The organism is Streptomyces sp. NPDC005803 (genome assembly GCF_040630435.1).
In the GTDB taxonomy this organism is placed as follows: domain Bacteria; phylum Actinomycetota; class Actinomycetes; order Streptomycetales; family Streptomycetaceae; genus Streptomyces.
In genome coordinates this window covers 1-21,816 of sequence record NZ_JBEXXO010000047.1, presented here as the reverse complement: position 1 = coordinate 21,816, position 21,816 = coordinate 1, and the positions used below count along the sequence as shown (strand labels likewise).

The window sequence follows — 21,816 nt, the reverse complement described above, 5'->3', positions numbered from 1 at the left end:
TCCTACTCCCCGTTGTCGGTTCGGGTGACGTGGCCGTCCTTGATGTACCGGGCGAGGTTCTCGTTGCGGCCGTGCTGTTCATGGACGCTCTCGGCCCACAGGGTGGTCTGGGTGCCTTCGTGCTTGACCATGCCGGGGCTGACGCCGAGGCGGAAGCCGCCCGGCAGCGGCTTGCCGTCGTGGTAGGGGAGGAAGTCGAGCGGGCTGGGGCCGTCGCTGGCGTAGACGGCGCAGTCGGAGAGGATCGCGAGCGGGTACTGGCCGGTGGCGTCGGCGAGCTTGAGCATCTTGCGGTGCATGTTGATACGGGCCTTGGAGATGACTGCGGCGCGGATGTCGGGGCGCCAGGTGGGGCGGGACAGGGCCCGCCAGGGCTCCCCCGGCTTCCAGCCCTCGCCGCGGGGGCGCTCGCGGAGCTTGCCGAGGCCGCCCTTGACCGTGGCCTTGACCGCGGACAGGACGAGCGCCATCTGCGGGTCGCGAAGGCGGTGGCCGTCCATGGCCGCCAGGAAACCGGCCGGGGTCAGGTCGGTAGTGACGCCCAGGTCGGCCATCGTCGCGATATAGGCGTCGCGCAGGCGGTTGTACCAGCCGTCGAGGTAGCGGCCGTTGTCGTAGCGCACCCAGGCCTCGACGGGGGTGACCTGGTAGCCGAGCTCGACGGCGTAGGCGACGGTCGGTGTCGCATACCACGCGGGCCCGGTGGGGCGTTCGCCCATGGGGGTGAACGGTGAGGGGAGCCGGTCGTCGAGCTCGACGTGGGAAAGGTCGACGAGCCAGGAGCCGGGCAGCTTCGGGTCGAAGGCGGGGTTGCGCACCTGGGTGGGTGCGCCCAGGCCGACGGTGGTGCCGTTGGCTGCGGCGGCGAAGGCCATGTTGACGTCGATGCCCACCACATACCGCTTGGTGCATTCCTCGTCGGTGAGCGGGCGGGCCCAGTCGTAGGCCTCTTCCATCAGCATTTCGGCGGGGGTGCGCTGATGGAAGCGCGGCAGACCGGCCAGGAGGGGGTGCCCGTCGGGTGCCTCGCACGGTGCGCAGTCCACCGGTTCCTTGCCCAGGGACCCGGGGTTGTGCTGGCTGTGCCGCTTGCCGGCACCATCGGGTTCGCTCGCCCTGGTGGGCGGGTGCAGTGCGGTCATCAGCTCCAGGCCGGTGACGGCCGTGGACCCGCGCGGGGTGATCACCCGGGTGGCGTAGGCGCCCAGGAGGCGGGCGAGTGCGGGGGCCGGGAGCTGTCCGGCGTCGCCCCAGCTGCGGGTGTCGAGGGCGTTCCAGGACGGGATGCACAGCTGCACGCAGGCACGCTTACCGCCCTGGGCGGGGCGGTAGATACGCGCCCAGGGGCCGAAGCCCCGGCGGGTCAGCTGCCAGTGGGCCCGGGTGAGCTCCTTGATGACCTTGTGGCCTTCGGGGAGCCGCCCGACCCTGCGTTCCTCGTCGCTGAGCCGGACAGGCAGACCGTAGCGTTCGCACGCGGCAGGGGTGAGCACGACCAGCGGGTCGGCGTCCTTGCCGGCCCCGCTGAGCCGGGCAGCGCCCAGTTCGGCCTCGTTCAGCGCCCAGTCGACGAGAGCGGGGACGGACTTGGCGGGCACGTCCAGGACGAGGCCGCCGACGCAGTACGCCACCGGACGCCCGTTCTCGACGTCAACGACAGCCAGCGGACCGTTCGCGAACCGCGGATCGGTACCACTCGCCGGGGTTCCGGCCGGGCCCGCCTTCCGCATGCTTGGACGGCGCGACGCCGACGACGTCGTCGTCCTGGTTGTACTCGCCGGAGGCGACGCGGCAGCCGGAGGCACCGCGTTGGCAGCCGGGCGAGTCTGAGTGTTCTGCTCGGTCGTCACGGCCACAGCCTCGGGCGCCGCGTCAGTGGGCACGGACTGCGTGTTCGGAGCCGGGGCGGAAGCGCTCAGGAACGTCTTTGCAACGGCCTCGCTCTCAACGGGCTCCGTGGCGTTGGAGTCGGCGGGGTAGAGCTCCGCGAGCTTGCCGAGCAGTCGCGCATACCCCTCGCGTTCCGGCGCCCGCGGCTCGGTCTTGCCCGCCTCCCAGCCGCTGACCGTCGCCCGCCGCACCTCCAGGGCGGCCGCGACCTCATCCAGGGTCAGGCCGTGCGCGGCGCGCAGCCGCTTGCGCTCCGCCGGCGGCGGCAGCGGAGACCTGGACGCGACCAGCGCATCGACCCGATCGAACAACTCAGACATGGAACACCTCCCAAGCAACACCCTAGTCGATGATTCGTACGGATAGCGTACGTTCACCGTACGGATCGCGTACGCGTCGCATTGCGCTGCGTTGGGCGTCGATGCTAAAAGTCCCGCCTGGTGTCCCTTCCTCGCGGCACCTGGCCTCGTGCGCCGCGGTCCGCGGTGAGGTCAGCTCCGTGGCTGGGACTGAAACCAGTGCTGGGGCGACCTCGGGTGACTCCCAGCTTGGCGACGGAGCCTGGAGACAGCTTGCGAAAAAGACCAGCTCCCCAGCCGTTCCCAGGGAACCGGCTTACCTGGATTCCACTGGACAGCCATCGCTGCCGATCGCATCCCGCAGCACGTCATGCTGCGGCCCGAGCCTGAGCTGCTCGTCGCTCCATCGCTCGCGCGGGTAGAGCCACACTGGAGCACCCACCACATCGGCTGGCTCCCACTCAAACCGCGGCCGCACATGCGCATGCACGACCGGGTCCGTGTTCCCCAGGATCTCCAGATTCACCCGTCGGAAAGCCGGGTCCAGCCGCCGACACGCCCGCTCAACCGCTTCACCGAGCTGGTCCATGTCGGACAGGAACGACAGCCGCTTTGCCTTCGGCAGGTCGGACAGCCGCTGCACATCCGGTTCATCCACGAGAAGACCGAGTATGCCGGCAGGAACTGAAACGTCCCCGATCGCTGCGAACCCCGACGTCAACCGCCGCAAGACGTGGGGTTTTCACCCCGCAGAGCAGTCCCGATCCGGTCCATTGGCCAATCATCATTCACGGTCAGAACCTACACACCAGTGATCAAGGACCGCTCCTGGCTCCCCACCGTCCTCACAAAGTTCAAGGACCAAGTAAGTGGGGAGAGGAGCGGCACCGTCCGTTTTCAAAGATCCTCATCAACCGCGACGTCAGTATGTTCGGGCGGCCCGCGCGTTCTTGACGATGCACGCGATGCACCGATACCAGCGCGTGTGGGGCGTGCGGCCGTGCGGCCGGACGCCCCGTCTTCTGCGGTCACGGGATGCGCTTCAGGGATGCCGGCAACCCTCAGTCAGAGCAAAGGCGTTCAGGACGTCTCTGCTTCGATGATCCGGTGGTCGGAGAGCGCCGGATCGGTCACACGGCAGGTGTACTTGAGCCCCTGCGGGCCGAAGACGTAGTCGATCTTGTTGTTACCGTCGGTCGGGTAGCCCGTGTGCGGTTTGGTCGGGTCCGTCTGCCCGCACTCCTGCCCGCTGGAGTAGAGGGGGTCGAGGTAGGTCACGTCAGCCGTGGTGGTGTTGAGGTCGCCGCCGTAGTACGTGGTGTAGCCGGCGGCCGTGTAGTTGCCCACCTGGCTGCGCATCTCTGCGGCTTGCTTGGGCCGGAACAGATCGTTCGGATCGCTGTCGTCGCCGACGAGCTTGCCGTCGGAGTTGATGTAGGGACCGCTACTGAAGTGGGCATTGCAATACGCGGAGCCCTCGTCGGGGACGACCGCGCAGAGCATCGGCCGCTGCTCCTTCTTGTCGGGTACAGGCTTGTCAGGTGAGGGCAGGACCGTGCCCTGGTACCAGGTGTTGCTGTCGGGGACGGCGAGAGCAATGCCGAAAGCGCCCCGGTCGGCGTTGTCGGTGCCGTCTGAGCAATTCTTCTGCGCCAGGATGTTCGTGCCCGTGACCTTGTAGTACGTCGGCATGAACCGTACATCCAGCCCCGGCCACCTGTCCTCGAGTGCCAGTTCCAACGGCTTGGCCTGCTTCTCGCAGATCTCCTGGAAGAAGATCGCGTCCGGCCGCCGTGTGCCCATGGCGTTGAACAGCGCGCTTGCAACCTTTGGCGCCATCGTCGTCGGCGGGGCGTACTTGAGAGGGCAGTCGGTGTTGTTGTTGGCGCAGATGTTCCACGACACCACGTTGTGAGCCTTGACCGCCGGTGTGGCGGGTGCGGGCATGTGGGTGGGGTCCGACTCCGGCGCGCTGATCGGCTCAAGTGTGAAACGTTCCCAGGCGCCGAGCTCGGAAGCGGGTTTGTCGGTCCGCGCGCGCAGCAGGCCGTGGTCGGCGTAAGCACCCAACTCCGCGGCCACGAACTTGCCGTTGTGGGCCTTCAGTCCGTACTCGCCGGTCATCAGAGGCACGAGCGAGAATCGCTGCCAGGAGCCCGTGTTCTCGACTCGGGTGCGCAGCAGATTGCCGCTGGCGTCGTCCTCCGCCGTTACGTACCGGCCCGTGGCTTCCGAGCGGAATATGACTGACGATCCGAACCCGGAGCCGGATACATAGTCGGTGTGCAGGGTGAACTTCTCCCACCCGGCAGCCGTGGTGCCTTTGGCCCTCAGCTTCATGTCCCCGTCGGCACCGGCGTCCACCGTCACGTACAGGTTGTCGACCTTCAGTGCCCACCGCTGCCCGGCCGACCCCTGGGGCGCCTCCGCAGCCACCGCCGGCGGCGCGACCAGTGCCACCACGGCGGCCATTGCGGACAGCAGAGCCGCCACCGCGAACCGTATTCGTCTCACCCTTGTCGCTCCTCACACGTTCTGCACACATATGCCGATCATGAACATCCGGCAAAATTACAGGCCGAGACTATAGGTGATTACCCGTGGCTCTGCGACGGATCCAGTCCGGCACCCCACAACGGGACTTGGGGATCCGGGTCGGCTCAGTCACCGTGAAGTGCTGCCTCGATCTCGCCCGCGACCAGACGGCGCACGGTGCGGTGGCGGGCTTTCGACCAGGACCTCCCGCAGGGCTCCGGTCCGGGGATATGGCGGCCAGGACGTTTCCTCCACCAGCCTTGAACAGGCACTCGTACGGGCTGGTCGTCCTCGCGCGCCGGGCGCGGTGCGGGGGCGCCCTCAGGGGCGGCATACTTCCTCGACCGCTCGCGAGCTCCTCCATCGGCCTTCGTGAAGGCGTCCGTCACGCGGCGCAGCTGTCCGGCGGTGAGGTCCAGAGCTTCCACGTCCGGACGCGATTCCCGCAAGACCAGGGCGAGGTGACGACGCGCTTCGGCGAGCAAGTGCCGACGGTGGAATCGGCCACCGCCGTTCATCACGGACACCGCCGCGGCGACGTCGACGGCCGGCAGGGCGACATCGACCACGGCGGCGACCCGGGCCCGGACCCGGACCCGGGCGGCTGCGGCGCGGGCGCGCTCGAGGAGCGAGGCGATGACGTCGGCGGCCACCTTCGAGGTGTCCATCGCGCTCTGCTTCCAGTCGGCGCGCAGCTGCGCGAGGGAGCGGGCCTTCTTCTGCTTGGGCGGCCGGGTCTTGTGGGCGGCCATCCGCATCAGTTCCACCCGGGCCCGCTCGGACACTGCGGGCAGGTACTTCAGCACCGAGCACGGCTCGGGACTGGGCACCCAACGCTGGGTAGTGGAGCACGCGTTCACTCACCTGCACTGGTTCCGCCGACTGCGGGTCCGCTCGGAGATCCGCGACGACGTCCACGAGGCCTTCCTCACCCTTGGATGCGCACTCATCTGCCGACGGCAATTGCGCGCTCTGGTGACTGATGCCGTGGGCTAGTGCCGCGTCAGTCAAGGTTTGCCCGGTAGGAGCGGCGTCAGGTGCGTGCTCTCGGCGTGCCGGCCGGAAGTCCTCGTACTGGACGTACTTGGACTTTCGGCCGGTGCGGCGAGAGTGCGTGCATGGCGTCGCGACGGGGTGAACCTTGGCTGCCGCGGCACTAGCTATCTGCTGCTAGTACTCTGACCGGGAAGGTTCGCCGGGGCGGTGGTCGCTTCGTCGGCCTTGGAGCCAGCCGAGCGTTCTCCTTCTGAGCGGCGGTAGCAGTCCCGAAGAAAATGGATTGCCTTGGGGACGGCGCTCACCTTAGCTGGGCAGCATGGCTGAACTGCATACCGATCGCCTCGTGCTCCGTCGATGGCAAGACTCCGACCTTGAACCGTGGGCGGCGATGAATGCTGACCCCGAGGTTCGGGAGCACTTGGGCGACCTGCTCACCCGTGAACAGAGCGATGCCTCCGTGGCGCAGTTCCAGGCCGAGTTCGACCAGCGAGGCTACGGGTGGTGGGCAGTTCAATTGCAGGCCACGGGCGAGTTCATCGGCTTCGCGGGCTTGGACCAGGTGGATGATGGCATGCCGTTCACGGGGGTAGAGATCGGTTGGAGGCTCGCTCGCTCGGCCTGGGGCCAGGGTTACGCCACCGAGGCCGCCCTGGCTGGCCTTGCTTTCGGCTTCGAAACGCTCGAACTCCCCGAGATCCTTGCAGTGACGACTGCTACCAACCTCCGTTCCCAAGCAGTGATGCGCCGGATCGGCATGACCCGCGACCCGGCTGACAATTTCGACGACCCCACCGCGCCCGAAGGGTCCCTGCGTCCGAACGTGCTGTACCGAATCGCGCGTGGTGTGAGGGCCTGACGCTCTCAGCTCGCTCGCTTGTCAGGCCGCGGCGGGAAGCGGGCGACCGCCCCAGCGGATGCCCTTCTCGCTGCGGATGCGGGCGCGTTCGCGACGCTGCGCCGCGAGGACTTCGGGGTGGCGGGCGTTGGTGTTGCGCCAGCGCAGGTAGGCGTGCAGGGCCCGGGTCTGCACTGTGTGGTTGCGGTTGTGGGAGTTGGAGATGGCGAACTGCCGCAGTGGCCCGAAGTGGGCTTCGATCGGGTTGGCCCAGGAGGCGTAGGTCGGGGTGAAGCACAGCTCGACGAGGTTCTTCTTCGCCCAGCAGCGGATCTTGTCGCCCTTGTGGGCGGACAGGTTGTCCAGGATGACGTAGATCGGGGCCCCGCCCGGGCGCGCGGCCCGGATCGACCTCAGTGCGGCCAGGGTGTTCACCGCACCCTTCTTGCGGCGGTTGACGCCCCACAGCCGGTCGTCGCCGACGGAGTAGCAGCCGTGGAAGTACCGCACCCCGTGCCTGCGGTGATACGTCGCGGGATGGCGCTCGGGGTGACCGGCGGGAGCCCAGCCGGCTCCCGCGGTGGGGCGGATGCCGAGCGGCCCGAACTCGTCGAACGCGAACACGCGGTCTGGGAAGCGTTCCAGCACCTCCTCGATGCGGTCCAGCTTGGCCTCGCGCGCGGGGTCGGGCGACTCCTTCCAGGTCTTGGTGCGCTGGAAGGTGACGCCGCGGCGGGCGAGCAGGCACCGAAATGACTCGCGGCCGACCCGGATGGCTCGGCCGTGCACTTTACGCAGGTAGGCGGCGAGTTTGCGGATGGACCAGTGAGTGAAGGGCTGTCCGAGCTTGGCCGGGCGGGTGGTGGCCGTCTGGACGACGAAGTCCTCGTCGTCAGGACTGAGAAGGCGGGGACGGCCACCCGCCCACCGAGGGTCCAGGCAGGCCAGGCCGATCGCGTTGAACCGGTGGATCACGTCGCGGACGGTGTCCTCGTCGGCCTGGACCAGCTTCGCAATCACCGGGACCCGGTTTCCGACGGCTGAGGCCAGCAGCATCATCGCGCGCCGGTACCGCACCGAGCTGGTGCTGCCTCGGCGCACGATCTGCTGCAGGTTCTGCTCCTCATGGTCGGTCAACCTGCGCACACGGACAGGCTCTGCCGCCACACCCCCAACGGTCGGATCGGACGTCTCGGGACATCCAACCGCTGGAACCGCCGATCCGGCGAACCTTCCTGGTCAGAGCAATTGGGCGTGTTTGAAAGTCGTGTCCCATTGCCGGGGGCGACGATGGAAACGGGAGTCCGTCCCCGGGGGCGAATCCATCGGGAGTCCACCCGCCAGCATCCGAAGTGTCACGGGACACGCCTATGAGAGCATCGATCACCTTGTACGCGGCCGGTCCTCTTTGCACCTGCGCCTACCGTCGGGGGTCTCGTTCGACCAAGGCGTCTGACGTGTGGATGCTGGTGGCAGCATTCCGTGAGGAGGGAAGCATGGTTGTGCCGCAGCCGGAGGGGTTGATTTCGGTTCTGCTGGACAGGGCTGCTCGTATCGACGAGCGCGATGATGCCGCGATGGACCTTGAGGCGTACTCGGGTGAGCACCTGGTGAAGGCGCTGGTTGAGGTGGCCGGTTCGCCGGTCGAGGACGAGCTTGTGCTTGACTCGGCAGCGGAGTCCTTGGGTCGGATTCTGGCCCGGGACGGCGGGTGTCCTGAGGGTCTGCTCGTGTCCCTTCGACCTGACGCAAAGCGGATTGTGGAGGAAGTACTGCGAGCGAGTCGCCAAGTGGAGTAGACGTCGGTGTCTCTCGGGCCAGGGGCCTTGTCGCCAGGTGATCCTGGTCAGAGCCATTCGCCGATGGCAGCGATGGTTACAGTGGCCTGGTAGCGGACGGCAAGCTTGTCGCACCGGGTCGCAACGGCGCGGTTCCTCTTCAAGCGGTTGACGCCGCATTCGACGGCGTGCCGGGCGGTCGAGGGTCGGCGGACGTCCGCCGGCCGAGCCGCGCAGTTTGCGGTTACGGATCTGGTCGGCAGGCTCGGGGATGGTGCAAGCGATACCGCGCCGTCGCAGCAGCGCGCGGGAGGAGTAGGCCTGCAATTTCGGCACTCTACAGGGCCGCCGGCCCGGCGGTTGTGGCCGGGCCGGCGGGTGCTCCCTGTCCGACACCGCCGGGCCTGGGTTTCCGGGGGTTGCGGTGGGGCAACTGCGGGGGCGCAATTGATGTCGGTTGCGGGGCAGCGGCTGTGGTCAGGCTGTGGTGCAGGTCCTGCCGCTGAGGGTGAAGGTGGTCGGGGCAGTGTTCGTGGCGCCCCTGTTGGCGATGAAACCGAGAGTGACGGAACCGCCGGCGGTGATGGTGTCGGTGTAGGAGGCGGGGATTACGCTCACGGAGCCGCCTGTCTGGGTGGGGGTACCGCCCCACATGTTGTTGATGGTCTGGCCGTTGGTGAAGGTGAAGCCGAGCTTCCAGTTGCTGACAGCGGCGGCGCCGGTGTTGCGAATGGTGATCTCGCTCTGGAAGCCGCTTCCCCAGTCCCCCACCAAGCGGTAGCCGACGGAGCAGGTGCCCGCCGGGGTGCCGGTGGTGGTAACGGTAACGGTGGCCGAGCGGGTGGAGCGGTTGCCGGCCGCGTCCTTGGCGTAAACGGCGAAGGTGTAGGCCGTGTCGCCGGACAGCCCTGTGACCGTGGCCCGGTTGGACGCCGAGCCGGCCACCTGCGTCTCGGTGCCGCCGGTGACACGGACGACGTCGTAACCGGTGACACCCACGTTGTCCGTGGAGGCCGCCCAGCTCAAGGTCACGGATGTGGCCGTCACCTCGGAGGCGGTGGGAGTCCCCGGAGCGGTGGGCGCAGCGGTGTCACCGCCGGGATCACCGGGGGTCTGGCTGAGCAGGTGCGCCTTGAACCCCTCACCGTAGGTGCTGGACGGTGTGCCGTTCCAGTCCTCGATGAGCACATTGCCACCGCTGCAACCCCAAGGGTTCCAGGTCCACGCCGTGTACCCGACCTTGTTGGCGTCCGCCCAGTCCATCACCTGGTCGATGTAGTCATGGGCGCAGGTGTTCTGACCGATCTCGCCGGCCTGGACCGGCACCTGGGCGGCGACCGCTCCGATGGTGCTGTCCCAGCACGAGGTGGTCACGCAGCCGTTGAAGTTGTAGGAGTGCCATGAGGCCATCAGATTGCCGGTGGGGTCGGCCGGCTTGAATTCCAGCCACCGACTCAGGTTGTTCGTCCACTCCAGACCGCCGGACATGATCACGTTGGTGGCACCGGTGGCGCGTACCGCGTTGACGAGGGTCTGCATGCCGGCGACGGGGTAGGTGATCCCGGCGCAGGTGCCGCCGTCACGCAGACAGGTCCATGCGGCCGTGGCGTCGGACCAGTTGTTGGCCGCGTCCGGGTACGGCTCGTTGAACAGGTCGAAGATGACCGCTCCGTTCCCCTTGAACATCGTGGCCACCTCGGACCAGAACGTGGGGGTGTAGCACGCGTCCGGCATCGGCTTCTGACAGGTGGCCGCGACGTCCGGGCAGCCTCCGCCGGGGCCGGTGTACTCGCCCCAAGTCCAGTGCAGGTCGAGGATCACGTTGATGCCGTTGGCCACCAGGAGGTCCGCGTAGGTCTTGACCGCCTGCTGGTACGCCGCCGCGCTGGGCGCTGTCGGAGGTAAGTTCCCGGTGCCCAGCCAGCACTCCTCGTTCAGTGGGATCCGGACAGTGTTGATCTTCCATGCCTTCATCGCGTCGACGGCCGCCTGGTCCGTCGGCCCGTCGAATATCTCCTTGCCCTGAACGCAGCCGAACTCCCCGCCGGACCGGTTGACACCCAGTGGGCGGAACGTGGAATTGGACCCGGTGACCAGGCGGTTGCCCGACACGTGCAGTGCCGGCGCCGCGGCGACCGCCGAGGCCCTGCCGTCTGCGGCGGACTGACCGGCCGCCGGCGAGGCGACCGCCGAGGCCGGGCCGCCGAATCCGGCCACCGAACCCGCCATAAGCACTCCGACAACGCCGAAGGCCCGAAGGGCTCTTCGCATGCTCATCGCACTCTCCCTCAACGCACGGATATGACCGATCACTCCATATGGGACCGCCGGGCGAGAGACCAGCCTCAAAGCGGGTCCCACAGGGGGCAATGCGCCTTTACCTGGCTGGATGACCTTCGACACTGCGCATGACGCTGTTCCGACGATAGTGGGAGCGCTCCCACAAGAAGTGAGCGTAGACGCGCCGGGCAACCGGACGGAAGCTCTCTGCAGAACTTGTTTCTGACGTCGAGCCCTGAGCTTCGGAAGCGGCGGCCGCCGCCGCCTAACTGCCCGAGGTCTGCTTCGCCGCCTGCTCCTGGGCTGCCCGCCGTACCTGTGCCTGGTTCTCCTCCTGGTGGGCCTCGGCCTCTTCCCGGGCACGGGCATCGGCCTCCTCACGACGGGGATGCCGATCGCTGACCGGCACCGCTCGGTCAGCGGTCATGAGGGCGCCTACGCCATGCGGGAGATCGCGAACGCGATCCTCTACCAGGGGCGGACCGGTTGCCAGTGGGCCTACCTCCCACACGATCTGCCGCGGAAGAGCGCGACCTACTACTTCGCCGCCTGGCGGGACGACGGAACCGACCAGGTCATCCATGACCTCCTGCGCTGCCAGGTCCGGGAGAGGGCTCGACGATTAGAGGGCCCACCCTGGTGGTGCTGGACACTCACAGCGTCCACGTGGCCGCCGGGGTCCCCGCCTCCACGAACCGCCACGATCCGGCCAAGCGGGTGCCCGGGCGCAAGCGCGGCCTGGCCGTCGACGTCCTCGGCTTGGTCATCGCGGTCGTTGTCCTCGCTGCGAACGCCCACGACCACGCCGCGGGCATTGTCCTGCCTGACCAGGTCTGGGACCTCACCGTCCACGAGGTCGCCCGCAACGTCCACGCGCACCCGACCCTGGGCGAGGCAGTCAAGGAGGCCGTGCACGGCCTCGCCGACACATGATCAACATCTAGTGTGACGGAGGCGGCGAAGGGGTCGGTTCATCGCCGCGTTCGCGCAGCGGTGCGTGCGGTGGTGGCCGGCGGGTCGGATGCCAGGGCACCGCGGAAGGTGCGCCGGTAGGCGAGCGGTGAGACGCCTACGGCGGCATGCAGGTGTTCCCGCAGCGAGGTGCCGCCGGCGAAGCCGACTTGGCCGGCGATCTCGTCCACCGGCAGCTCGGTGGTTTCCAGGAGGTGGCGTGCGCGGTCGACGCGCTGCTGGATCAACCAGCGTCCCGGGCTCATGCCCACCTCCTCGGTGAACCGGCGGGCGAAGGTGCGCAAGCTCATGCGGGAATGCTCGGCGAGGTCCCCCAGGGTCATGGGCTCGTGAAGGTGTTCCAGCGCCCACTGGCGGGCGCCGGCCGTTCCGGTGGCCGTACTCTCGGGCACCGGGTGCTGGATGTACTGCGCCTGCCCTCCGTCGCGCCATGGAGGGGTGACGCACATACGAGCCACCTGGTTGGCGACTTCGCTGCCGTGGTCCTTGCGGATGATGTGCAGGCAGACGTCGAGCCCGGAGGCGGCGCCGGCCGAGGTCAGCACGTCCCCGTCGTCGATGAACAGGACGTCGCGATCCAGTTCGACCTGGGGGAACCGCGCACGGAAGAGGTCGGCGGCCGCCCAGTGGGTGGTGGCGGGCCGGCCGTCGAGGAGTCCAGCGGCGGCCAGGACGAAAGCGCCGGTGCAGATCGACACGAGTCGCGTGCCAGGAGCCACGGAGACGAGTGCCTCGACCACGGCCGGCGGCACTTCCTGAGCGACGGCGGTGGGGATGAAAGGCGGGATGACGACGGTGTCGGCGGTGCGCAGTGCCTCCGGACCATGCTCGACGGTGATCGAGAAGTCGGAGTTGGTGCGGACCGGTCGGCCGTCGACGGTGCAGGTGAGGACCTCGTAGCGGCCGTCCACGGCCCCGAAGACCCGGCTGGGAATGCCCAGCTCGAAGGGATACACCCCGTCGATGGCCAGAACGACGATGCGGTGAGCGCGAGCCATGGCAGAATCCCGTCGGAAGTTGGCATTTATGCCATGGTAGTGGACCATGATGGCGGTCAAGCTGGACCCATGACGAATTCCAGCACCGCCACCATGCGAGCCATCCGTCAGGAGACCCACGGATCCCCCGACGTACTCAAGGAGGTCGAACTTCCCCGGCCCGTGCCGGGGCTGAGCGAGATCCTGGTCGCCGTCCGAGCAGCGGGCGTCAACCCGACCGACTGGGGAAACCGCGCCCGGCCCCTGACCATCGACCGCCTGCCGCTCGTCCTCGGCTGGGACGTCTCGGGAGTCGTGGAGGCCGTCGGCACCGGCGTCACCCTCTTCAAGCCGGGTGACGAGATCTTCGGCATGCTGCCCTACCCCGACGGGGTCGGCTCCCACGCGGAGTACGTGACCGCCCCCGCCCGCTCCTTCACTCACAAGCCGGCCGGCATCGACCACGTCCAGGCCGGTGCCCTGCCGCTCGCGTCCCTCACCGCCTACCAGGCCCTCGTCGACACCGCCGATGTCCAGCCCGGACAACGCGTCCTCATCCACGCGGCCGCTGGTGGAGTCGGTCACCTCGCCGTCCAGATCGCCAAGTCCCGCGGCGCGTACGTCATCGGCACGGCCAGCGCCGCCAAGCACGACTTCCTGCGTTCCCTGGGAGCGGACGAGGCCATCGACTACCGCACCGTCGACATCGCCGAGGCCCTCACGGGCATCGACGTGGTCCTCGACCCGATCTCGGTCGACACCGAAGGCCGCGCCCGCTCCCTCGCCGTTCTGCGCCCGGGCGGCACGCTCATCTCGATCCTGCCGGTACCCGTAGGACCCGACGAGCTGGCGATGATCGCCGAGCGGGGCATCCGCTTCGAGTCCCTCCTCGTCGAGGCCGACCACGGCGGCATGCAGGCCATCGCCCGCCTCGTCGAAACCGGCGCCCTGCGCGCTCACGTCGAGGCCACCTTCCCGCTCAGCGAGGCCGCCAAGGCCCATGCCCTCGGCGAGACCCGTCGTACCACCGGCAAGATTGTGCTGACCGTGGAGGGGACGGAAAAGGGGCAGGCCGCCGCCTAGTAGTGCTTCGTTAGGTTCTGTGTCCGCTCCGGTTGCGGGATAGGGGGCGGTTGCAGGTGGTGCAGGTGCCGGTCCAGCCCTTCAGCAGGTCCTGGAAACGGTCCAGGACCTGGTAGAGGGTCAGGCCGACGTGTGGACTTTTGGGTCGAGGCGCCTGAGCGTGAGGAAGGCCTGGCGGCGGTGACGAGGGTGACGTAGTGGTGCCAGCCGCGCCAGGTGCGGCACCCTCGAAGTGGTCCAGGCCCGGGCCGTGCTTGAGTTCGCGGTAGTCGTGTTCGAACACCGGCGCATCTTCGCCCACCGCAGCAGGTCAGCGACCGGAGTGTCGGGCGGGAGGTTCGAAATCCAGTAATCCGTCGGTGCCTCATTCCCCGCAGGCCACTCCACCAGCACCGTGGAAGCAGGCAGGACACCGTCCCACTGGCTGCGGCCCCCGCCTGCCGCCTGGGCGGCGGCCAACGACTGCTTGCCCGCCGGCCGGACGACCAGCACGGCGAACCGGGAGGTCATCGCCCCCTTGCTGCCCTGCCCCCAGCCCACTTCGGTGAACTGTCCAGCGGATGCGGCATCGGTCGCGTGGAGGGAAAGAGCTCGCGGCGGCGTCCGGCATCGGGGAAGCGTCGGCGGCCCCAGCGCTCCGTAACCCGGCTGGTGCGGCTCGATGTTCAGCTCGTGGGCGACTTCCTTCCCGGTCAGCGCGAGCACGTAGGACAGGTCCCGCTCCTGAAGGCCGTGGCACGGAAGGGGGTGCTGACGCCGTAGCCCGCATCCGCGACCACCACCGGGGCCCTCAGCCCCACTCGGTCACGTTGTCCAGCAGCCCAGGGGCGAGCCGCCACTTCTCTCACGTCCCGCAGCAGCATCGCGACGTCCACCGAGGTGTCCGAGACCATCGTCAGGCGGAACGCGCAGCACGAGTGTGTGCAGACGTCCAGGGCCAGCGTGAGCCAGACCGACGTCGAACGACGAGCAGAGCAGGCTGTGGCTCATCGTCGCGTCCCCGGCGAGAACCGCGTCCTCGTACGGTCCGGAGGTGGCGAGCCGGTGCTCCACGAAGCGGCGGAGTGCGGCCAGCTCCTCCGGCGGGTGGCGGGGAACGTGCGGAGTGTGTCCTCACCGACGAACTCGACGCCCTCATCACACGACCAGCGATCGAGGTTGGACCGCACCTCGGCGTCGATGTCGCTCTCACGGGGGCGGCAGGCCCAAACATCCAGGTCACCGGCGCATCGCGGGGGGACTGTCGGTGGATGCCTCTAGTCTTTCGCCAACATCACAGCGAGGTGCGCCCATGAGGTCCGCCTCTGCGCTGTGTGGTGTTCCGAGTGAGGGGAGAGGCGAAGAACCTATGGGTTGGCTGGCAGCAGGTGACACCTACGAAGTGTCGTTGGTGGAGGGGCAGGTGGTGGCACGACGAGCGTCGGGCGCGTCGCCGGCCGGGCAGGAGGGCACGCAGGAGAGGGCCCTGCCAGCGGAGTTGGAGGACCGCCCCGAAGTCGTCGAACTGCAGCGCTTCGCCGAGTGGCTGGACCGGCACGCGGCCGAGTGCGCGGCACAGGTCGGCACATGGATGGTGTCCTCGCTGCCGGTGCCGACCGGTCTGCTGGCGCGGCTCCGGGCCGACGCAGCATGGCAGGCGGCGCTCCGCGACATCGTCCTCGTCGGCGACGGCCCGCACGAAGTCGGCTTCCTGTGCGACGCGGACGACTCGGGCGGAGTACGGGTGATGAACCTGGAAGGTGAGACCGTCCCCCTGTCGGCCCGGTCGGTGACCATGCCCCACCCGATCCTCCTCCCCGGCTTGGAGCAACTCCGGGCCTTAGCCGCCGAGTCGGGCCTGGTCCAGGGCGTCGAGCAGATCCACCGAGCCATCTGGCGCAAGCCCGCCGACACCGACGGTGCCCCCGCTGCGGTCACCGAGTTCGCCGGAGCCGAGTACCGCTCATGGTTCCATCTCTCCTCCCGTGCCACGTCTCTCGGCTACCGAATCGCCGGCAGCAGCGTGGTCGACCAGATCCGGGACGCCGGGCGCATCATCACCGCCTCGGTCGGCATGAGTGATCCCTACACCGAGGAGAGGGCCTGGACCGGCAGCCTGACCTGGTTCGACGAAGGCGGGCGCCGCCGCCTCCCTCTGGACGAGGTCGGTCCCGTGGCGTGGTCCGAAGGCATGCGCATGGCCGCGGCCCTGCACGCCGGTCGCACGGTGCCCAAGGGTGGCGCCGCATGAACGACAGCGTTACGTACACCCACGGAAGGCACACGGTCATGAGCGAGGGGACGACACTGGACGGGGCGACGGCCGAGACGGAGGAGTTGCTGCGTGCGGGCGCGATACTGCCGCCGGGCACCACCCATGGGGGCGACCGGGCGGCCCCCGTGTTCGCGCAGACCTACCGGCATCCTGGGCTGGACGGCCGGATCGTCGTGCGTTTGACGGCAGAGGACCGGACCGGGGACGCGGCCACGGGCTTCCTCGGACTCGAACCCGAGGGCGAGCCGGTAGAGGTCGGTGTCGGGCAGCACCGGGCCATGGGCTTCCCCGAATGGATATTGGTCCGCCATCCTTCGGACGGCCACCTGGCGATGTCCCTGGCCGAGGAGATGGACAAGGTCGCGCGGACGGTGAGATCCCGGGCGAAGAGGGCCCGCGCCGCCTACGAGACAATCGGCGAGCGGCTCGCCGGCTCGGTACCGCACTTCCTGCCGACCTTCTACGAACAGGCCGGGCGGGTGTTCCTCGCGGCCGACCAGAGCGCGTACGCGGCCCAGATGTTCGTCAACGCGCGCAAGGCCGAGACGGCACACGCACTGCCGTTCGACGAGGCACGCATGGACGCGGTGTTCCTCGAGTTCGCCCTGGCCGGTGCCGTACCGACGAAGATCCTCTCCAGCTACGCCAAGGGGCTCCCGTCCCGCGTGCAGGCCGCGACGGCGTTCCGGCACCTGCGCGGGCTCTTCGTCCGGCTCGCCGCGCACGGGGTGCCGCCGTCGAGTCCGGGCGCGACCGACCTGCGCAGACTGGCGAAGGCGGTCGCGGGCAAGAACGCGCAGGCCGAGGAGATGGCCTACCTGCGCGAGATGCTGCCCCTGCCCGGCACCGCCGAGGCACCCGCCGGCTGGTGGAAGGCCCACCGGGCCGCGCTGCTGGAACTCGCCCGCCGGGAGCCCGCCGTCCGAGGCACGTTGCTGGGCCTGCTGCCCGCCGGGTGGGACCGGGGTGAGCTGTCCCAATGGCTGGATTTGCTGGAGAAGTCCGGGTCCGCCGCCGGGCTGTGCGACGCCGCGCTGCCCGCCGAGGAACGGTCCCCCGACGGCACGGCCGGATGGGCGCAGAGGTTCCTCACGCTGTGTGGGAGCGACGGCCACCACGCCGCGCCGCCGGAGCTGTATCCGCTCGTCGACCGCATGGCCGACGCGCTGCACGCCGAACTCCGTGCCGACGGTGGCGCCTTCCCTCCCCCGGTCGGCGACGTGAACCTGCTCGACCAGCTTCTGTCCCTCGGCATACCGGTGGCACGGCCCGGCGACGGTCAGAGGCTCGCTCTGAGCGCGTGGGCGGCGGGCGTGTACCGGCGTGACCTCCTCGCGCTGGCAGCCGACACCCGTTTCCTTCCGGCGTTCCTGCGTGGCTGTCCCGACTGGCACAAGGAGGACAGCGAGCAGACCGTCGTCGATCTGGCCAGGTCCCCCGGCGGGCGGCCGATGCTCGCCACCTGGGTGGAAGAGGTCAGCCGGGCGTACCTCACCATGGCACTGCCCGAGTTCTCCAGCTGGTCGAGCCCGCTGCGCACGCTGTCCTGGCTGCCGGGAGAGGCGCTGGCGGTCGCCGCCGGCGCGGTACGGGCCGCACTGGCCACCGGCCTCGCCCCCGCGCTGGCCCGCACCCTGCGCACCGGCATCCTCGACGAGTTGGGCTGGCCCGCCTGGGAGGAAGCCCTGGGCTCCGCCGCGTCACGGAAGGTGGCGCGGGACCTCCGGGTCATCGACGGCTGGCCGTACCTCATCGCCGTCTCCGGCGAAGAGGTACGGGTGCTCGGGGCGGAGGGCACGGTCCTCGCCCATGAGCCGCGCCTGCCGGACGGTTCGGACCGGCTCTGGTCGTTCAGCTGCCAGTACGTCGACGGCGGGCTGTTCCTCTGGTGGCACTCGTATTCCGCCGCCACCTGGCAGGGGTACTGGCACGACACCGCCGACGGCGCACCCCACCTGACCGTCGAGGGCGACCACCGCTCCTGGTGGCCCTGCGATCCGGACGGCAGCGGCGGAGTCAACGGAGGCATGGCCCCCGCTTCGCTGCCCCTTCCCGGAGGCGGCCGGACCACCGGTCGCGGGGTGCTCCGCCGAGGGGACGCCTTCTTGCCGGCGACCCGGCCAATGATCGGCGACGGCTCGTCGTACTGGGTGTGGGCCAGGGAGGACGGGCAGCACGGGCCGGCCACCTGGCGGACGTACGACCCGGTCGGTGACACAGTGGGCGAACCCGGGGCACCGCGGTGGATCGACGAGGCCCTGCGCGACGATCCGGAGGGAAGCACCCTCGATGCCGCCTGGCTGCTGCCCGCCCCCTCCGCCGTACCGGGCCCGGTCTGCGCCCCGGTGGACGGGGTACTCGGCTGGCGTGTGGTGACCCTTCCCGACGGCTCGCGGCGGGGCGAGGACCTCGCCGGACGCACAGTCGTCGTGCCGCCCGGGGCGAGCGGTGACCCGGAGCACGCGCTGGTGTTCCCCGGCGCCGACCGGCCGGTTGCCGTGGTCCGGAAGTCGCAGACCGTCCAGCTGCTCGACACCGACGGCGCGCTGGTCGCCGAGGTCCCGTCCGGTTACCGGTCCGGACCCTTCAACGCGGGCACGGCCCGGCTTCCGCACCTGCGCTACTGGCACCTCCTCCAGCCACGCGACCCGCAGGGGTCCGCCGCGCTCCGCCGGATCGACGAGGACACCGCGGCGGCACTCCTGGCAGGGGCCGTGGCGGCGCCGGCCGCCGAGACGGACGACGAGCCGGGGAAAGAACGGGCGGAGACGGAGGACCGGGGCGTGGTGCCCGGCCTGGTCCGTACGTTCCTGCCGGAGGTCGGCCACGACGCACTGCGCGCGGGCATCACCGGGGTGGTGCGGTTCGCTGCCGAGCAGCAGCGGGTCCTGGACGCCGCGCTGTCCCGGCTCGACGCGGCGATCGCCGGAGTCGTCCCGCGGGAACCGCGGCCCGAACCGGGCGACGAACTGCTCGAGGCCGCGGTGAACGGCGTCGGCCTGACGGGCCGGGGCATGTTCTACCGCTACACCCGCTACTACTCCTCCGACCACCACCTGTGCGGCCTGCCACGCCTGCTGGGCCGGTCGATGCGGGGCCCGGCCGAGCCGGTTCCCCCGGGCCGGGTCCACGTCGAGTTCCCCCGGAACGACTCGCTGGAGCGACTGGACGCCACGGCCCTGCCGGAGCTGCCCGCGATCCTGGCCCTGCGGGCCGGCTCGGAGTGCACCGTGGAGAAGCACCGGGAGGCGTTGGACGCGTACCTCGGGGTGTTCGACGCCGAGGGGCTCACGGACCTCGATCCCGGCCACTGGCGCCGTGTCCGGCTGCAGCTGGACCGGAGCCTGTTCGAAGGGCCCAACAGGGTGAGTGGCGCGAGTGAGGAGAACGTGCTGGACCTCGCGGATGGCGCGTTCCTGCTCTTCCCCTCCCACCCGTACCGCTTCCTCAGCGAGTGGGACCCCGCTGAAGACCCCAGGAGTCTGCGCTACGGCGCAATCTTCCACGATCCGTCCGGCCGGTTCGAGGTACCCGAGCCGTACACCCTCATCGCCTCCGGACCGTTCGTACCGGAGCCGACGCGGGCACCCGGCTGGGTGGCGGCGTTCCGCGCCGAACTCGCCGAACGCGGCCCGGCCCCCTGGTTCCCGTCGGCCGCCGAGGAGTTCGCGCGGATCACCGGTGTCACCCCGACCATGGCCCGGCTGGTGGTCGCGGGCCTGCCCAGGATCGACGACAAGCGCGAGGCGGTGCCCTCCGCGACGCTGAAGGTGATCGGGGTGACATCAGCCGACGCGAGCGTGGCCAAGGACGAACTGAAGAACCTCGACCCGGGCGCCCGGCAGGCCGTCGTGGCGGCACTGCTCCCCGCCGAGCCGGCCCGGCTGTGGACCGACGGCCCCGACGCCGCCCGGGCGGCCGAGGTCTGGAACGAGCGGCTGGGCCGGCGCACGCCCGTCCCCGAGGAGGTGCTCCACGACGCGGTCCGCACCGTCGTGTCCCCGGGATGGGCACCCTCCGCCGCGCTGTACGGCTTCGTCGGCATGACCACCGAGCCTCGGCTTTCCCGGGACCTGACCTGGAAGTTCGGCCGCTACTCCCTCGAATCCGTCGAGAGGGCGCCCGGCTTCGGCAACGACGTCCTCAAGGGCTCGGTGGCCCTGGCCGTATGGCTCGCCCACCGGCTCCCCTCCGGCGACCCGGTCCGCGCGACCCTGCCCGGCGTACTGACCGCGCTGCGCGAACGGCTGGCCCACCCCGGCCTGCTGATCGCCCTCGACCGGCGGATCGACTGGGAGGCGTTCCGCCGGACCGCCGGGGACCCCACGGAGACCGGCGAGGGCTTCGTGCGCTTCGGCGCCGTCGTGGCGGGCACCGAGATGTCCGCGCCCGCTCCCTCCCTCAGGCCCGCACTGCTGGACGCGGCGGGGACCGACTCCCACCTGACGGCGCTGTTCGCGGAGGGGAGACCGGACGCCCAGGAGACCGCGTTGCGCCTGGTCCACGACCGGCTGTTCGCCGAACTGCTCGCCGACCCCGGGGACCCGGTAGCGGGCGAACGCGATGCGGACGGGCTCTGGTGGCCGCAGGACCCCACCCGGTCCGTGCCCGACCTGGTCGGCGAAGTGGCCCAGCGGCACGGCGTCGGCGAGGACGCCGCCGTCCTCTACCTGATGCTGCTCGCGATGCCGGACCCCACCGACCGCAACACGGCGCGCTGGACCGGCTGGGGCAAGCAGCACGGTGGAACGGCCAGGCTCCGGGCCGCCCGCGCCGAACTCGCGGCCACGGAACTCGTGGTCGAAGGCAGCCGCTCCAAGGCCGGACGTACGCTGTTCCTGCCAGGCGGGTGGACCCAGCTCGCCAAACCGCACGTGCCGCTGGAGCGGTGGAAGCTGTCGATGTACGACCTGCTCGACGGTGAGAGCGCCGTCCTGGGCGTCGTCGTGCCCACCCGGCCCGTCGCCGCTCTGTACCGTGAGGCCTGGCGTCGGACCCAGGACGGGGACGGGCCGCAGCTGGAGGAACTGGAGGTGCCGCGTCCGCGCAAGCGGCGCCGCTGAGTTCGGCCGCTGAAGGGGAAGGCCGCCAGTGGCGGCGGCCCGGAGGCGGATTGCGGCGTTGTGCCGGCCGGGGCGGTAGCGGGCGTAGTCGTCGGCCCCGGGCCCTGCCCCGGCCCCGGCATCGCCCAAACCGCTGCGACCTGCAAGCAGCTCTCCGCTCGTACCGAGTACAGCGCGGTCGGCGGCGGTGGCCCTCCCGGAGCCCCGACCGCCGAGGCCGAGGACATCGCCCCGCTCTACTGGGACCTGCACACCCAGCGCGACCAGGCCGAGCGCGTCTTCACTGTCTTACGCCTTACGCCTCCCGGCTCTCCCCGTTGAATCCTGATCCCCTCACTCCTGATCCGTCGCGGCGCTCCGCGCCGCGGCGGGACCGAAGCCCTGTGGTTTCTGCGACCGTTTGCCCATGGTTGGCAGCAGCGATCGTTCAGCGCACCGCAATCGCCGATACCTGCGACGACGACCGATCAAGCACACCATCCCAGAACCAGCCAACCGGAAGGACAACCGCCGCCGCCGTGGTAGCGCCGGTGGTAGGCCAACAGGATTCGACCGCGGGAGCGTATGGCCGCAGGAATGAAGTTGAGCGGACATTCAACGCCTTCAACGCCTTCAAGGGATTCAACGCCTTCAAGGGACTCCGTGCCGTGTGCCGTGGCCACTCGCTTCGACAAGCGGCCCTACGTGTTCCACGGCACGGTAGCCGTCGCTGCGATTCGCCTACGGCTGCGCTCCTGAACAGCGTCAGGGCGTCAACGGGCCGGCCAGGATGCGCAGCCCGGCCTCCTGATCGCCGGTCCAGCTGAAGGCGGCGTCCGAGCTGATCGTTCGCCCCCACAGGAGCAGAACCA

13 protein-coding genes and 6 pseudogenes are annotated in these 21,816 nt (G+C 69.7%); 8 read left to right on the top strand and 11 right to left on the bottom strand.

Going from position 1 to position 21,816, the window contains the following annotated elements:
* Positions 1-2: 2 nt before the first annotated feature.
* From ABZ454_RS37345 to ABZ454_RS37330, 4 genes and pseudogenes are all read right to left on the bottom strand, one after another.
* Complete coding sequence (locus ABZ454_RS37345; protein ID WP_359543920.1) at positions 3-2,210, bottom strand: helix-turn-helix transcriptional regulator; 2,208 nt, start codon at positions 2,208-2,210, stop codon at positions 3-5.
* A 295-nt stretch (positions 2,211-2,505) separates the two neighbouring features.
* Positions 2,506-2,981, bottom strand: a pseudogene (locus ABZ454_RS37340) (diadenosine tetraphosphate hydrolase).
* 288 nt (positions 2,982-3,269) lie between these two features.
* The gene (locus ABZ454_RS37335; RefSeq protein ID WP_359543919.1) at positions 3,270-4,703 is read right to left on the bottom strand and encodes an endonuclease/exonuclease/phosphatase family protein; all 1,434 of its coding nucleotides are present in this window, start codon (positions 4,701-4,703) and stop codon (positions 3,270-3,272) included.
* Positions 4,704-4,849: 146 nt separating this feature from the next.
* Entirely contained in the window at positions 4,850-5,554 is a 705-nt protein-coding gene (locus tag ABZ454_RS37330; RefSeq protein WP_359543935.1) for a hypothetical protein, read from the bottom strand.
* Between ABZ454_RS37330 and ABZ454_RS37325 the strand changes: the two are divergent.
* Positions 5,529-5,720, top strand: a pseudogene (locus tag ABZ454_RS37325) (transposase); the annotation flags it as partial. The gene ABZ454_RS37330 and the pseudogene ABZ454_RS37325 overlap by 26 nt on opposite strands.
* 319 nt (positions 5,721-6,039) lie before the next feature.
* Entirely contained in the window at positions 6,040-6,579 is a 540-nt protein-coding gene (locus ABZ454_RS37320) for a GNAT family N-acetyltransferase (RefSeq protein ID WP_359543918.1), read from the top strand.
* A 21-nt stretch (positions 6,580-6,600) separates the two neighbouring features.
* Here the strand turns inward: ABZ454_RS37320 and ABZ454_RS37315 are convergent, their stop codons facing one another.
* Positions 6,601-7,617 carry an IS630 family transposase gene (locus ABZ454_RS37315; protein WP_359543933.1) on the bottom strand — a complete coding sequence of 339 codons (1,017 nt, stop codon included), beginning with the start codon at positions 7,615-7,617 and terminating at the stop codon, positions 6,601-6,603.
* Positions 7,618-8,054: 437 nt separating this feature from the next.
* Between ABZ454_RS37315 and ABZ454_RS37310 the strand changes: the two genes are divergently transcribed.
* Entirely contained in the window at positions 8,055-8,357 is a 303-nt protein-coding gene (locus ABZ454_RS37310) for a hypothetical protein (RefSeq protein ID WP_359543917.1), read from the top strand.
* Positions 8,358-8,404: 47 nt separating this feature from the next.
* Here the strand turns inward: ABZ454_RS37310 and ABZ454_RS37305 are convergent.
* From ABZ454_RS37305 to ABZ454_RS37295, 3 genes and pseudogenes are all read right to left on the bottom strand, one after another.
* A pseudogene (locus tag ABZ454_RS37305) lies at positions 8,405-8,660 on the bottom strand (IS5/IS1182 family transposase); the annotation flags it as partial.
* A 153-nt stretch (positions 8,661-8,813) separates the two neighbouring features.
* Positions 8,814-10,613, bottom strand: coding sequence for a cellulase family glycosylhydrolase (locus tag ABZ454_RS37300; protein WP_359543916.1), 1,800 nt, complete (start codon positions 10,611-10,613; stop codon positions 8,814-8,816).
* 268 nt (positions 10,614-10,881) lie between these two features.
* Entirely contained in the window at positions 10,882-11,043 is a 162-nt protein-coding gene (locus tag ABZ454_RS37295) for a hypothetical protein (protein WP_359543934.1), read from the bottom strand.
* Here ABZ454_RS37295 and ABZ454_RS37290 point away from each other — a divergent pair.
* Positions 11,017-11,450, top strand: a pseudogene (locus ABZ454_RS37290) (transposase); the annotation flags it as partial. The gene ABZ454_RS37295 and the pseudogene ABZ454_RS37290 overlap by 27 nt on opposite strands.
* 137 nt (positions 11,451-11,587) lie before the next feature.
* Here the strand turns inward: ABZ454_RS37290 and ABZ454_RS37285 are convergent.
* Positions 11,588-12,586 carry a helix-turn-helix domain-containing protein gene (locus ABZ454_RS37285; RefSeq protein WP_359543915.1) on the bottom strand — a complete coding sequence of 333 codons (999 nt, stop codon included), beginning with the start codon at positions 12,584-12,586 and terminating at the stop codon, positions 11,588-11,590.
* A 93-nt stretch (positions 12,587-12,679) separates the two neighbouring features.
* On the opposite strand from ABZ454_RS37285, the gene ABZ454_RS37280 reads away from it, so the two are divergent.
* Complete coding sequence (locus ABZ454_RS37280; RefSeq protein WP_359543932.1) at positions 12,680-13,648, top strand: NADP-dependent oxidoreductase; 969 nt, start codon at positions 12,680-12,682, stop codon at positions 13,646-13,648.
* A gap of 120 nt (positions 13,649-13,768) precedes the next feature.
* On the opposite strand, the gene ABZ454_RS37275 is transcribed toward ABZ454_RS37280, so the two are convergent.
* Together ABZ454_RS37275 and ABZ454_RS37270 are read right to left on the bottom strand one after the other, a co-directional pair.
* On the bottom strand, positions 13,769-14,353 hold the full coding sequence (locus ABZ454_RS37275; RefSeq protein ID WP_359543913.1) for a hypothetical protein: 585 nt from the start codon (positions 14,351-14,353) through the stop codon (positions 13,769-13,771).
* 243 nt (positions 14,354-14,596) lie between these two features.
* A pseudogene (locus tag ABZ454_RS37270) lies at positions 14,597-14,886 on the bottom strand (cryptochrome/photolyase family protein); the annotation flags it as partial.
* Positions 14,887-14,996: 110 nt separating this feature from the next.
* Here ABZ454_RS37270 and ABZ454_RS37265 point away from each other — a divergent pair.
* From ABZ454_RS37265 to ABZ454_RS37255, 3 genes and pseudogenes are all read left to right on the top strand, one after another.
* Complete coding sequence (locus ABZ454_RS37265; RefSeq protein WP_359543912.1) at positions 14,997-15,878, top strand: DUF4132 domain-containing protein; 882 nt, start codon at positions 14,997-14,999, stop codon at positions 15,876-15,878.
* Between the two features lie 38 nt (positions 15,879-15,916).
* Positions 15,917-20,965 (top strand): DNA-binding protein, encoded by a 5,049-nt coding sequence (locus ABZ454_RS37260; RefSeq protein WP_359543931.1) that lies wholly within the window; start codon positions 15,917-15,919, stop codon positions 20,963-20,965.
* A gap of 427 nt (positions 20,966-21,392) precedes the next feature.
* A pseudogene (locus ABZ454_RS37255) lies at positions 21,393-21,703 on the top strand (hypothetical protein); the annotation flags it as partial.
* Positions 21,704-21,816 lie beyond the last annotated feature (113 nt).

Excerpts from the sequence above, each read along its gene's own strand:
- ABZ454_RS37345 (WP_359543920.1), bottom strand. The coding sequence starts at position 2,210 with ATGTCTGAGTTGTTCGATCGGGTCGATGCGCTGGTCGCGTCCAGGTCT.
- ABZ454_RS37320 (WP_359543918.1), top strand. The coding sequence starts at position 6,040 with ATGGCTGAACTGCATACCGATCGCCTCGTGCTCCGTCGATGGCAAGAC.
- ABZ454_RS37315 (WP_359543933.1), bottom strand. The coding sequence starts at position 7,617 with ATGATGCTGCTGGCCTCAGCCGTCGGAAACCGGGTCCCGGTGATTGCG.
- ABZ454_RS37310 (WP_359543917.1), top strand. The coding sequence starts at position 8,055 with ATGGTTGTGCCGCAGCCGGAGGGGTTGATTTCGGTTCTGCTGGACAGG.
- ABZ454_RS37300 (WP_359543916.1), bottom strand. The coding sequence starts at position 10,613 with ATGAGCATGCGAAGAGCCCTTCGGGCCTTCGGCGTTGTCGGAGTGCTT.
- ABZ454_RS37295 (WP_359543934.1), bottom strand. The coding sequence starts at position 11,043 with ATGACCGCTGACCGAGCGGTGCCGGTCAGCGATCGGCATCCCCGTCGT.
- ABZ454_RS37285 (WP_359543915.1), bottom strand. The coding sequence starts at position 12,586 with ATGGCTCGCGCTCACCGCATCGTCGTTCTGGCCATCGACGGGGTGTAT.
- ABZ454_RS37280 (WP_359543932.1), top strand. The coding sequence starts at position 12,680 with ATGCGAGCCATCCGTCAGGAGACCCACGGATCCCCCGACGTACTCAAG.
- ABZ454_RS37265 (WP_359543912.1), top strand. The coding sequence starts at position 14,997 with ATGGGTTGGCTGGCAGCAGGTGACACCTACGAAGTGTCGTTGGTGGAG.
- ABZ454_RS37260 (WP_359543931.1), top strand. The coding sequence starts at position 15,917 with ATGAGCGAGGGGACGACACTGGACGGGGCGACGGCCGAGACGGAGGAG.